14 protein-coding genes, 1 tRNA gene and 1 pseudogene are annotated in these 12312 nt (G+C 48.0%); 12 read left to right on the forward strand and 4 right to left on the reverse strand.

Annotated elements, in window-relative coordinates; genetic code table 11:
• The 3 genes and pseudogenes from ACM5Q9_RS10410 to tnpC (ACM5Q9_RS10420) all read left to right on the forward strand — a co-directional run.
• Positions 1–351: transposase (locus ACM5Q9_RS10410; protein WP_418144676.1), on the forward strand; the 351-nt coding region annotated here is incomplete at its 5' end.
• Complete coding sequence (gene tnpB / locus ACM5Q9_RS10415; protein WP_169295558.1) at positions 348–692, forward strand: IS66 family insertion sequence element accessory protein TnpB; 345 nt, start codon at positions 348–350, stop codon at positions 690–692. The genes ACM5Q9_RS10410 and tnpB, both read left to right, overlap by 4 nt.
• Positions 693–879: 187 nt before the next feature.
• Positions 880–1668 (forward strand): annotated as a pseudogene (gene tnpC / locus ACM5Q9_RS10420) (IS66 family transposase); the annotation flags it as partial.
• Between the two features lie 171 nt (positions 1669–1839).
• Here the strand turns inward: tnpC (ACM5Q9_RS10420) and intI2 are convergent.
• Positions 1840–2817 carry a class 2 integron integrase IntI2 gene (intI2, locus tag ACM5Q9_RS10425; RefSeq protein WP_063962748.1) on the reverse strand — a complete coding sequence of 326 codons (978 nt, stop codon included), beginning with the start codon at positions 2815–2817 and terminating at the stop codon, positions 1840–1842.
• A gap of 333 nt (positions 2818–3150) precedes the next feature.
• Between intI2 and ACM5Q9_RS10430 the strand changes: the two genes are divergently transcribed.
• From ACM5Q9_RS10430 to tnpC (ACM5Q9_RS10465), 8 genes are all read left to right on the forward strand, one after another.
• A complete protein-coding gene (locus tag ACM5Q9_RS10430) occupies positions 3151–4128 on the forward strand; it encodes a DUF4917 family protein (RefSeq protein ID WP_418144677.1) in 978 nt (325 codons plus the stop codon).
• A 104-nt stretch (positions 4129–4232) separates the two neighbouring features.
• Positions 4233–4613, forward strand: coding sequence for a hypothetical protein (locus tag ACM5Q9_RS10435; RefSeq protein WP_200205345.1), 381 nt, complete (start codon positions 4233–4235; stop codon positions 4611–4613).
• 255 nt (positions 4614–4868) lie between these two features.
• The gene (locus tag ACM5Q9_RS10440) at positions 4869–5123 is read left to right on the forward strand and encodes a hypothetical protein (RefSeq protein WP_418144678.1); all 255 of its coding nucleotides are present in this window, start codon (positions 4869–4871) and stop codon (positions 5121–5123) included.
• 106 nt (positions 5124–5229) lie between these two features.
• A complete protein-coding gene (locus ACM5Q9_RS10445) occupies positions 5230–5883 on the forward strand; it encodes a DUF4097 family beta strand repeat-containing protein (protein WP_418144679.1) in 654 nt (217 codons plus the stop codon).
• 158 nt (positions 5884–6041) lie between these two features.
• Positions 6042–6215, forward strand: a complete 174-nt coding sequence (locus ACM5Q9_RS10450; protein ID WP_418144680.1) for a hypothetical protein — start codon at positions 6042–6044, stop codon at positions 6213–6215.
• A 39-nt stretch (positions 6216–6254) separates the two neighbouring features.
• On the forward strand, positions 6255–6677 hold the full coding sequence (locus ACM5Q9_RS10455; protein ID WP_418144681.1) for a transposase: 423 nt from the start codon (positions 6255–6257) through the stop codon (positions 6675–6677).
• Complete coding sequence (locus tag ACM5Q9_RS10460; protein ID WP_418144682.1) at positions 6674–6826, forward strand: hypothetical protein; 153 nt, start codon at positions 6674–6676, stop codon at positions 6824–6826. The genes ACM5Q9_RS10455 and ACM5Q9_RS10460 overlap by 4 nt, the downstream gene beginning before the upstream one ends.
• A 95-nt stretch (positions 6827–6921) precedes the next feature.
• Entirely contained in the window at positions 6922–8496 is a 1575-nt protein-coding gene (gene tnpC, locus ACM5Q9_RS10465; protein ID WP_418144801.1) for an IS66 family transposase, read from the forward strand.
• Between the two features lie 249 nt (positions 8497–8745).
• Here tnpC (ACM5Q9_RS10465) and ACM5Q9_RS10470 read toward each other — a convergent pair whose 3' ends face one another.
• Both ACM5Q9_RS10470 and ACM5Q9_RS10475 read right to left on the reverse strand, forming a co-directional pair.
• On the reverse strand, positions 8746–9993 hold the full coding sequence (locus ACM5Q9_RS10470; RefSeq protein WP_418144683.1) for a tyrosine-type recombinase/integrase: 1248 nt from the start codon (positions 9991–9993) through the stop codon (positions 8746–8748).
• 186 nt (positions 9994–10179) lie between these two features.
• Positions 10180–10264 (reverse strand) — tRNA-Leu (locus ACM5Q9_RS10475).
• A 246-nt stretch (positions 10265–10510) separates the two neighbouring features.
• On the opposite strand from ACM5Q9_RS10475, the gene ACM5Q9_RS10480 reads away from it, so the two are divergent.
• Positions 10511–11020 (forward strand): HugZ family protein, encoded by a 510-nt coding sequence (locus ACM5Q9_RS10480; RefSeq protein ID WP_418144684.1) that lies wholly within the window; start codon positions 10511–10513, stop codon positions 11018–11020.
• A 14-nt stretch (positions 11021–11034) separates the two neighbouring features.
• Here ACM5Q9_RS10480 and ACM5Q9_RS10485 read toward each other — a convergent pair whose 3' ends face one another.
• A complete protein-coding gene (locus tag ACM5Q9_RS10485; RefSeq protein WP_418144685.1) occupies positions 11035–12240 on the reverse strand; it encodes an MFS transporter in 1206 nt (401 codons plus the stop codon).
• Positions 12241–12312: the final 72 nt, after the last annotated feature.

Raw genomic sequence — 12312 nt, forward strand, 5'->3', positions numbered from 1 at the left:
AAAGATTTTAAACGCAGCGTGGTTGAGCATTTGCTCAGCAATGAATTAACGGTCGCTGAGGTCGCCCGTGAACACGATTTGCATCCCAATCAATTATGCCGTTGGCGTAATGAATACCATAACCAGCAGCTGGAAACAACCCCCGCCAAATATCAAGACACTTCCTTTTTGCCCGTTACCGTGACGGAGCCGTCTCTTGCCAATCACAAGATGACGATTGACGAACAGGATCCGCACCGGCACGATCAAACACAGGTGGTTTTAACCATCACGCTACCCAAGGGGAACTTACAGGTCCATCACCAGTGTCCGACACAGTTATTATCTATGGTCATTGAGGCGCTTAAATGATTGGCTTACCTGCAGGAACCCGCGTCTGGCTGGCGGCAGGTGTGACCGATATGCGCCGGGGCTTTGATGGTTTGGCCGCCATTGCCCAGGACGTCTTGCAACAGGATCCCTTCAGTGGTCATGTGTTTGTATTTCGTGGACGCAAAGGCGACCGCATCAAGGTGCTGTGGTGGAGTGGTGACGGCATGTGCCTGTTGGCCAAACGCCTGGAACAAGGCCATTTTGTCTGGCCCCAGGCCGAGTCCGGATCGGTGCATTTAACGCCCGCACAACTGTCGATGTTGCTGGAAGGGATTGATTGGCGACGGCCCGCCAGAACACATAAACCGAGTCGCGTATAGATGCCCTAAAAAACGACAGAATGGCGTATTGACTGGCGTTCCGGCTTTTTATTTAATGCTGTCAGGGTGGTTGTTTGGTAAAATAACGGCTATGCCTACACCGCCACCGCTTCCCGATTCCATTGAAGATTTACAGCATTTGGTGCTTGCCATGCAAGCCGACATGGAAGCGGTTCGGCTGGAGCGTGACACCCCGATTGCGGTGCTGGCACCGGGGAGCGGTAAAACCCGGCAAGCCCGCTTATGGGTGTATGCCCGCGATGATCGTCCCAGTGGCGGCACCCAGCCACCGGCGGTCTGGTTCCGCTACTCACCCGATCGCAAGGGCATCCATCCGCAAACCCACCTTAAAAACTTCGAAGGTATTTTACAGGCCGATGCCTATGCTGGTTACAACGAGGTATACCGAACCGGCAAGGTTATTCAAGCGGGTTGTTGGGCCCATGCCCGACGCAAGTTCCATGATATTCATGTCCATCGGCCCTCTGATATTACCCATCATGTGCTCACTCAAATTGGCCGTTTATATGAGATTGAGGCCGGCATCCGGGGCAGTCCACCACAAACTCGTCAGGCCGAGCGCCAGGACAAGTCATTGCCAATTGTGCTTGCCTTGCATGAGTGGTTCATGCAGCAGTTACCGACCCTGTCACGCAAATCCGTAACGACCGATGCCATCCAGTATGCCCTTAACCAGTGGCAGGCCTTGACACGCTATCTGGATGATGGGGAAATAGAGATCGACAATAATGCAGCAGAACGGGCATTACGTGGTGTGGCAATTGGTCGCAAAAATTATTTATTCCTGGGTTCGGATGCGGGCGGAGAACGGGCGGCCACGCTCTACAGTTTACTGGAAACCGCCAAACTCAACGGTATCAATCCAGAAGCCTACCTGCGCCATGTGCTGTCGGTGATTGCCGACTATCCGGTTAACCGGATGGACGAATTATTGCCATGGCGAGTACAGCTGTAAAAACCGCTACTTAATCCAGCACCTGTCAAGACGGTATTGGGCGAATGCTTACGAACAATGGTAGAACTGGCTCATATTTATCCCCTCTATGATTGTTTATCTTTTTCACCATAAAAAGTATCAGGGGCTACTCAGGGCTACTCAGGGCTACATAAAGATATTTATCTACTTTTACTGATTGATAAGTAGCATCAGTCCATCCGCAGGACTGGTGGTGCCGGCAAAATGCTGACCCAACACATGCGTATAGATTTGCGTGGTCTTAACATCGGTATGCCCTAAGAGTTCTTGCACAGTGCGAATATCACGCCCCGCTTGTAATAGATGCGTAGCAAACGAGTGACGAAATGTATGACAAGTGACACGCTTGCTAACGATGCCTGCTTTTTGTACGGCTGCCTTCAATGCCTTTCGCGCAACGGAGTCATGCAGATGATGGCGGCATAATTTGCCGTTATACGGGTGGTTGCAGAGCGTGCTGGAGGGAAAGACAAACATCCACGCCGCTTGTCGATAAGCAGAAGGGTATTTGCGATCTAAAGCAAAAGGCAGCGATGGCCCTACGCCTTGTAAGTTGTCGTCTTGCTGAATAAGCCGCGCTTGCTCAATGAGTTGTTTTATTGCTGGGATTAGGCGCGTGGGCAGTAGGCTGTTTCTGCTTTTCCCACCCTTACCGTCATGCACAGTGATGCAGCCATTATCAAAATCAAAATCTTTAACCCGCAAACGCAAGCATTCATTAATGCGCAAACCTGCACCATACAGCAGCGCAAAAATAACTTGGTTGCGAGTATCCATAACCTGCAAAATGCGTTGCACTTCATTTGCAGAGATAACAGAGGGTAGCCGTCTAGGCTTGCTTGCAGGGATATAATCAATATCGCCCAACGGCTGTTGTAAAAACCTGTTGTACAAAAAAGCTAGGGCATTTAAAGCGATTTTCTGCGTGTTTATGGCTACATGTCTGCTGTTTGCTAAGCTGGATAAAAACAGCCTGACCTCTTCACTGCCCATGGTCTGAGGATGACGTTTTTTGTGAAACAGAATAAAACGCTTAATCCAGTGCAGGTAAGTTTTTTCAGTTTTCAGCGCATAACCTTTTTGCCGCATATCCGTGCGTATAGAATTTAAAAATGGACTGTTAGACATAAAACGCTCCTTGTCTTGCAACTGTCTGCCTATACAGCCTATTCTAGCTGGGATTTAAAAAAGTGCCTGTTTTTTACGCCTAGAGATGCTTGTTTACCGGTAGAGTTGTAATTTAATGCTAAATAAATTAAAGTGTTATGAGTTCTTTGGGTTAGATAATGTGCATCGTGCAAGCAGGATAGACGGCATGCACGATTTGTAATAACAGAGTGTCTTATATTTTTAAAGAAAGTCTATTTAATACAAGTGATTATATTAATTAACGGTAAGCATCAGCGGGTGACAAAACGAGCATGCTTACTAATAAAATGTTATGCCTAGGGGAGATTAGTCTTGCTAACTTTTCAAGAAGCTATGGATTCGGTCGATGAAGATTCTAAACCGTCAATTGTGTTAGCCAATGGCTTTTCACAGGCTTGGGATGCCCAAATTTTTAATTATGAAAATTTGCTGGAAGCAGCGGAATTCGGTGATCGGGACGCAGTGATTCGTCCACTATTTCAAAGCTTAGGAACGTATGATTTTGAGGCAGTATCGAAGCAGCTAACCGCTGCTGAAACGGTACTAAGAGCATATCAACCAGATAACGAGATAATCCAAACCATCGTTTCGGATAGAGAAATTCTTAAAAATTCCTTAATTAACGCAATATCAAATACTCACCCTGATTTACCTAGTGAAATCACAGACGATCAGTACGTCGCTGTCAGAACATTTTTATCTCAGTTCAACGAGATATTCTCAATCAATTACGACCTCCTGTTCTATTGGGCTAGAAATAAGTATGGCTTGGCACCAGAAAACTATAGGACAGATGACGGGTTTCGGGCTCAGCAACGATGGGAGGGTCATGGTACTGATCAGGAAGTACATTTTCTGCATGGCGGCTTGCATATTTATGATTCTGGAAAACATATAAAGAAACACGTATGTACTGATGACGGTGTCACGATCATTGAGCAAGTTAGGGACAACTTGGGTCGCGGAAACTTCCCGCTATTTGTCTCTGAGCCTACACATGAAAAAAAGAAGCAGAGAATCGACCATAACCCATATCTCAACTACTGCTATCAAGCATTGGGAAACTTGAATGGTGTCCTATTTATCCATGGGCACTCCATCGATGACAACGATAAGCATATATTTGACCAAATAAAATCCAGCGGGGTTTCGAAAGTCTTTGTAAGCATCTATGGCAACGAGAATACAGACGCAAATGCGAGAACGAAAGCTAATGCTATAGCGTTTCTTCAAAGATTTAATAGGTCGGTGGAGTTCTACCAAGCTGAATCAGCCCCTGTGTGGGCATAACAATCGCAGGCACAGGGACAAAGTTTCCGCTGCGCTTCAACTTTGCCCGTGCTGCGGGCGTTATGTATAAAATCGAACGGTAATTTCTTATGAGGGAATTCTAGATGAGTTATGACGTTATAAGGCTTGCAGCTGACAAGCTCACCTACCGGGAAAAACTGAAGCTTTCCCAATATTTGATTCAAGCGGCAATAAAGGAAGAGGAAGACCTGAATCCTACCGCGAGAAATATATCAGCGCCGAAGATTGAGAAATCGGAACCGAGAAGTAAGACTGAAACGCCTAACGATTTGGATGTTATTTCGTACGTTAAGGAGAGGCTAGTCAAGTCAAAGCCCTCAAAGAAGCAATCATTAATAAACTTCATTGCCGCGATGTTCCAGTTTCAAGGCGGCATAGAGGAAAGTAAAATCGATACGATTATTAGAAGGCTTGAGAAAGATGGGGTCTTAACCATCTCCGGCGCTAGAGTCATTTATACATAACAAGTGCAGGCACGGCGACGCCTACTACATTGCGCCTTTGGCTTCATTTCGTAGGCGCGCATGCTGCAGGCGTTATGCATTAAGGGGGAGTCAGTGCTCGAACCAGTAGTTCAGGAGGAAGCCACGGGATGCGGAATCGCGTCGGTTGCCAACATTCTGGGCAAGACGTACTCAGAGATGAAGGCCGTAGCCAATGCTATGGGCATCCATGCTTCGGACAAATCGCTGTGGTCAGATACACAGTATGTCCGGCGTATGTTGTCGAGCGCAGGTGTCAAAACTTCCGCTGATGAAACCCCATTTGAATCTTGGGAGGCATTGCCCAATCTGGCGTTGTTGTCTATCAAGCACCATCAGGAAGAAGGCAAGGACTTCTGGCACTGGGTTGTATTCAAGCGCGTGGGAGGTCAACCATTTGTGCTGGATTCGGCTAGTTACCTGCCATCCAATATCCGTCAGGATTTCGACGCCATGCAGCCCAAGTGGTTCATCGAGGTCGAAAATGCATAACCAGGCGCTGTTGTCGCCGCTATCGCGGCTGGGACGGCTTACGCTTCGCTCCAGCCGCCCCAAAGCTTATCGTTATATGAACCAAGCTAACCTGATAAGGTAAATTATGAAAATAAAATTTCTAGCATCTTTAACTTTCAGTATTTTATTTGCTGCAAACTCTTATGCCTCTAACATACTTGAAATAAATGTAACGGCCGCTGACGTGATTCTGGAAAGTGGAAAAGGTAAAGAACCATCAATTACTGATAACACGAACAAGTCACAAGTTAAGGTCACTATCGAAAAATCGGATGGTAATTTTTATATTACTAGCAAAGGATTATCAAATTCAGTCTCTAATGCAGGTCAACTTATCATTCAAATTCCAGAAGGTTACAAGATAAATGCTAAAGGCATGAGTTCAAATTTTAGAGTCACTTCGAGCTGCGGAACAAAGATAAAAATTAGAAGCATGAGTGGAGATATCAGATCAAATTGTCTTGCTGTTTCAGAAACTCAATTTGAGTCAATGAGTGGCGACATCAAAGTTAATTCATCTCTCAAAAGTGGAATGCATCTGCTTAGCTCCATGAGTGGTGATATAGATGTAATGCTAAGAGATGGTTCAACAGGTAAAGTTGTCGCTATTTCAGAAAAAGGCTCTGCCCAGATCAATCAGGAAACGAAAAGAGCTGGAAAAATTCTTAAAGAACTAGGCAAAGATGAAGTAGTACTTGTTGCAAAAACTATCTCAGGTGATGCTTCAATTGAGTTCTGAAAAATCATATAACAAGTTTGTGCACAGGACTTAATTTCCGCTACACCTTTTGCCATTGCTTCGCAATTATATGGCAAAATGCTTCACTACAATCAAGCCTGTGACAAAGGCGTTAGCCTCATTAATTGACCACTAAAGCGCCAATAGGGTTCTTAAGCATGAGCATCATTTCAGAAAAATTTAATGCAAAAATTAGCTCCCTAAGAAATGATTTTGAAGTCAATAGAGATATTGTACACAACGGGGTTAAAGGCGGACTAAATGAAATCGAGCTCTCCTCGATAATCAAAGAGGTTATCCCTCAAAAATATAAAATAGCAAAAGGTGTGTAACTGTCCGGTAAAGTCATCTTTTCAAGTCGCTAATAAAATATGAACATACTTGTCCACTATCGCAAATGGACACGTATGGACTATCTAGAAGAAATCAGCCCGGAACCAACCCCGTTACCCCGTCGGCGGACGCACAGCCCGGCCTTTAAAGCCCATCTGGTTGCCTTGTGCAAAAACTCCGCCGTATCGGTAGCGGCCATTGCCCGCGCCCACAACATTAACGACAACATGCTTCATCGCTGGATCAAAGAAGCCAATGTCAACTCGGCCAGCCCCAATCCGGTAGCAGTTCCAGAATCGTCTTTCATTGCTGTCCCTATGCCGTCACCTCCTGCCCGTAGCGCCCAGACGGCATCCAGCATTCATCTGGAATTCCAGGGTAAACAGTTCAACCTGAATCTGCAGTGGCCAGCGCATGATGCCATGGGGTGCGCCACGTTTATCCGTGATTTGTTGAAATGATCCGCATTGACCAAATCTGGCTGGCGGTACAACCCCTGGACATGCGTGCCGGCCCCGATAAAGCCCTGGCCCGTGTCGTTCAGGTCTTTGGTGCCGCCCATCCCCATCATACCTACCTGTTTGCCAACGGCATCATCGATATTCTGTAAGGCACAATTGGCGTATCTTCCCATAGCCGTCCCTCAAGGATCATGGGATAATACGCCCCATGTCTGCTTCACCCGTTTGCCTACCTGACCCGAACATGGATGCACCAGCGCTACACGCGATGGTGGCAGACCTGTTGCAGGAGCTCAGCGCAAGAGACCAAATCCTGGCCCAGATGCAGACGATCAAGCTGCGCCAGGAACAACTGCTGGCAGACTATCGTCAAGACAACCTTTACAAAGATGCCAAGATAACCAAGCTAAGCCATGAGATTGCCATGCTGCGACGGGTTCGCTTCGGCAAAAGCGGAGAACAGCTCTCTGGCGTGCAAGGCAGTTTATTGGAAGAAACCGTTCAGACCGATCTGTCGGCCATAGAGGCAGAGCTGGAACTGTTGCATGGTGTTCCCTTGCATGAGCCCAAGTCTGCTAACAAACCGGTACGGACCCGTTTGCCGGAACACCTTCCAAGAGTCACCATTATCCATGAACCGGATAGCACGGTCTGCCAGTGTGGCTGCCAGTTACAGCGCATTGGCGAAGACGTGGCCGAGAAACTGGACTATGTACCGGGTGTCTTCAGCGTGGAACAGCATGTCCGTGGCAAATGGGTCTGTCATAAGTGCGTCACCCTGACGCAGGCCACGGTGCCAGCTCACGTGATCGACAAGGGGCTGGCGACGCCCGGCCTGTTGGCCCAGGTGCTGGTCGCCAAGTATGCCGATCACTTGCCCCTGTACCGGCAGGAAAAAATCTTTGAGCGGGCGGGCCTGAAACTGTCCCGTTCCACCCTGGCTGACTGGGTGGGCGCCTGCGGGGTTCATTTGCAACCACTGGTTGATGCCTTGCGCCAGGTGATGCTTGGGCATCGGGTCATTCATGCCGATGAAACACCGGTGCAGATGCTCAAGCCGGGCAGCAAAAAAACGCACCGTGCCTATCTGTGGGCTTATGCGCCGGGCGCCTTCGAGAATTTACGTGTCGTCGTGTATGACTTCAACGAAGGCCGTGCCGGACAATATGCCCGTGAGTTCTTAGGGGACTGGCAAGGCAGCTTGGTCTGCGATGATTATTCGAGTTACAAGGCCTGCTTTACCCAGGGCATGACCGAGATTGGCTGCATGGCGCATGCCCGTCGTAAATTCTTTGAACTTCATGCCAATGGCGGCAGCCAGCTAGCCGAGCAGGCACTGCATCATATTGCACAACTCTACCGGATAGAAGAACAGGTCAAGGACCTGGCCCCGGCAGACCGGTTGCGTATCCGGCAGGAACGGGCCAGGCCGCTGGCCGATGCGCTACATGACTGGATGCAAATCCACAGACAGCGGGTGCCAGATGGATCAGGCACTGCCAAAGCACTGGACTACAGCCTGAAACGCTGGGTGGCATTGACGCGCTATCTGGATGATGGGCAATTGCCAGTGGATAACAATCATATCGAACAGCAGATCCGGCCGGTGGCCATTGGCCGCTCGAACTGGCTGTTTGCAGGTTCTTTGCGAGCGGGCAAGAGGGCCGCAGTCATCATGTCGCTGATTCAATCCGCCAAGCTCAATGGGCATGATCCGTATGCCTATTTGAAGGATGTACTCACACGCTTGCCCACTCAGCCCGCCAGCCGTATTGCTGAACTGTTGCCGCATAATTGGCAACCACAGACAGCGATGTAAAAAAACAGGTTAAAGAAAACCGCTGTCAAGATGAGATGGCCGAACGCTTACAATTCAAATTAGCTGACAATTAAATATATTTCTGAATTCACTTTGAGGGGCATTTAATTACCCGTTGGAGGCGGAAGTGAATGTGATTGTTTAAGTGACAAGTGACTGCATTTGGATTGTTTTTCTCTCCTTGAATAAATCTTAACTACCATAATCCATCGGTGTGCCAAATAGCATCACATCGTTTATAAGTATCCATTATGTATTTGTAAACTCAAACGGACTCACCGCCTTGACTTTATTCGCATCCAGAAAGTCAGCCCACCATTGCATCATCAGTCGTCGTTCATCCAAGTGCTCCGCCTTATAAATATATGCCGCCCGGACCGAGTTTCGTTCCTGGTGGCTCATTTGCCGTTCCACCGCATCTTTCGACCACAAGCCCGATTCAATCAACGCGCTGCAGGCCATTGTCCTGAAGCCGTGTCCGCACACTTCCGTTTTGGTATCGTAACCCATGGTGCGTAGTGCTTTGTTAACCGTGTTCTCGCTCATGGCATGTTTAGGATTGTGATCACCCGTAAAAATGAGTTCATGGTTACCTGTCCATTGATAAATGCGTCTCAATACGTTTATTGCCTGTTTACTTAAAGGGACCAGATGAGGGGTACGCATTTTTGCGCCTCGATGAGAAAACTTGGCGCCTTCTATGGCTTCTCGTTCGGCAGGGATGGTCCATATTGCACGCTCAAAATCAACCTCACTCCAGCGACCAAAACGTAGTTCACTGGAGCGTATAAACACCAGTAATGAGAGTTCTACGGCCATCTGTGTTAATGGACGGCCTTTGTAGTTGGATATTCGTTCCAAGAGCTCTGGAATGCGTTCAAAATCCAGGGCAGGGCGATGCTTTACTTTGCTGGCAGGAATGGTGCCGGCGATGTCCTGGGCCGGGTTGTAGTCGATTAGGCCGCTTTGAACGGCATAGCGCATGATGGATGTAATACGTTGCTGTAGGCGTGAGGCGACCTCAAGGCGACCGGAGCTTGTGACCTTTCGGATGGGTACAAGGAGATCGAGTGTTTTCAGGTCTTTGATGCTGGTTTTGCCTATTGTAGGAAATACGTCCATGACCAGGCTTTGTAAAATCCGGGCGCTATGTGCTTCGGACCATTTTTTATTATTGGCATGCCAGGCACGAGCAACTTCCTCAAATGAGTCGCCGTTGTTTTGTTCAAATTGTTCTTGCTTTTTTTGTTCACCCGGGTCTATGTTGGAAGCTAACATTTGTTTGGCTTGTGCTCGTTTTTCGCGAGCAGCTGCCAGGGGGGTGGCGGGGTATACGCCAAGCGCTAGTGTTTTTTGTTTGCCGCCAAAACGATAATTCAGCCGCCAATATTTGGATCCGTTGGAATGGACCAACAAATACATTCCTTCGCCATCCGTTAATTTGTATTGTTTGTCGGTGGGTTTCGCTGCTCTGATCTGAACGTCGTTTAAAGCCATATTGTGGTCCAATTGTTGGTATAAATGATATCGAACCAGTGTATACCAACATTTATACCAACAGCAAATGCTTGATGCCGGTAGACTTCAATTGACTTCTGTAGACTGAAAATGCCCTGAGAGCCGCATAAATACAGGGTTTTAGGCAAAAAAATAGACGTCTGTTGACGTCCATTGATTATCTTGTGGTGCCCGGGGCCGGAATCGAACCGGCACGCCTTGCGGCGGGGGATTTTGAGTCCCCTGCGTCTACCAATTTCACCACCCGGGCAATTTATGCATTACAGGCAATAAAGCTGTAACGATAGGTAGGAAAGAGGAAATTATAACTGTTTTTTTATTTTTTCATAGGTTTAATTGCTTGTTTTGTAGAAAAAACAGTTTTATTTAAAAATCTGTCGTATCTTTAATACAAAAATCCAGCAAGGCAATTCTTTTAGGTCAAGAAAACGCATTTGGGTTTTGGCTTGAATTTGGTTTAACATCAATTTTGTTCAATTTCACAAGCAAGATAACTATGGATACCGATTTACAGCACCTGCAGCCTGAAATAGACCGCCTGCATGCGGAATGCCTTTCCTTGATGATGGCAACGCTTAATCAGAACGCAGAGCCTAATGCCAGCTACACGCCTTTTGCATGGCTAAACAACCATTTTTATATTCTGGTTTCCGGTCTGGCAACGCATACGCTGAATTTGCAGCAAAACCCCAATCTGGCCGTGTTGTTGATTGATGATGAAAGCAAAACCAAAAATATTTACGCGCGGGTGCGTTTAACTTATCAGGTCACGGCGCAAACCGTTGACAAAAATAGCGAGGAATACGCGTATGCCCTTGCCGCCCTTGCTGCGCGCGCAGGTAAAACGGCAGAGCTGGTTGCCTCTTTACCCGATTTTGTAATGTATCGCCTGTTACCCTTAAAAGGCACGTTGGTGCAGGGCTTTGGCAAGGCGTTTGTGTTTGATCCGGTAGCGCGCAGTGGGGCTACCCAGCTTACCGACCGCAATATTAACCAGCTGCGCTAGTGTTTGGGGCTACCTTAGGACTTGTTTTGCATGCTTTCAAGCCTGTCCCGCTCACGATAATAAGATACATGGCGGCCATGCACAAAATAGAACAGTACCATGCATAGCAGCGCAATGCCGGCCATGATCCAGTACAGGTTGCGGTAGCCGGTTTCACTAAGCAGGGCGCCCAGTATGTAGGGGCCAAAGCCCAGGCCGGCATCCAGACAAATATAAAAGGTGGCGGTAGCTAGGCCCATCCGGTGAGGTTTAACGACCTTGATGGCAACGGCTTGCAGGGCCGATTGCAGGCTACCATAACCCAGACCAATTAAGGCAGCGGCTAACAGCAGCGTCAGGCCCGAGTGGGTGGTGGCCATCGCAATCATGCCAAGGGCAAATAAAATGCAGCAGGGGTACACAATGACGTTTGAGCCTTTTTTGTCCAGGATTTTTCCGGCAATGGGGCGTGAGAAAAGGATAACGACCGAGTACACAATAAAATAAAAACCCGCAACAGATACCAGGTCCAGTTCAATTGAATAGCTGTTAAGGAAGGTCAGGACGCTGGCAAAGCACAGTCCCAGCAGAAACATGACGGATGCCACCGGCAATGCTTTAAGTTCGACCAGATTGATGATGGAAAACCGGAAGGGTTTGTCATCGGCCTGTTTGCCAGAGTCGGGCCGTAAAAAGGTAGAGGCGAGCAGGGCCAGCAGGGTAATGGCCAGGCAGAAGGCGAAAGCCCATTGGAAGTCAAATTGCTGGCTCATCCATAAGCCCATGAAAGGACCAATCGCCGAAGCCAGTGTAGTGCTAAGGCTGTAGTAGCCAATGCCTTCGGCTTTGCGGTAGGAAGGAATAATATGAGCCACAATGGTGCCGCAAGCGGTACTGGCGACACCAATGGCCAGGCCGTGCATGAAACGGGCGGCCAGCAGGCTGTAAATAGAGTCACTGAAAAAATAAAGGGTGTTGGTAATGGCAAAGGCCAGCAGGCCAATGAGCAGGGTTTTTTTCTGGCCAATCGCATCCACCATCTGGCCAATGACCAGGCGGCTGGTAAGGGCGCCAATAATGAAAATGCCTACCGCCAGCCCCGCCATGCTAATAGAAACCCCATAGCGTTGTATGGCATAGTCGCCAAGGGTAACAATCAGAAAATAAAAAACAGTGGTAATAAGCAGATTAACGCCCGTGACGATCAGAAAGTCTCGAGTCCATAATTTTTTTTCTTGCATGATGGCTTTTTGGGAAAGGTTGTTATTGTTTGCAGTTTGGGCTGGCCCGGGCAGGTATGTGGGGCAGAAAGG

Source organism: Advenella sp. RU8 (assembly GCF_048381675.1).
Classification (GTDB): domain Bacteria; phylum Pseudomonadota; class Gammaproteobacteria; order Burkholderiales; family Burkholderiaceae_B; genus Advenella.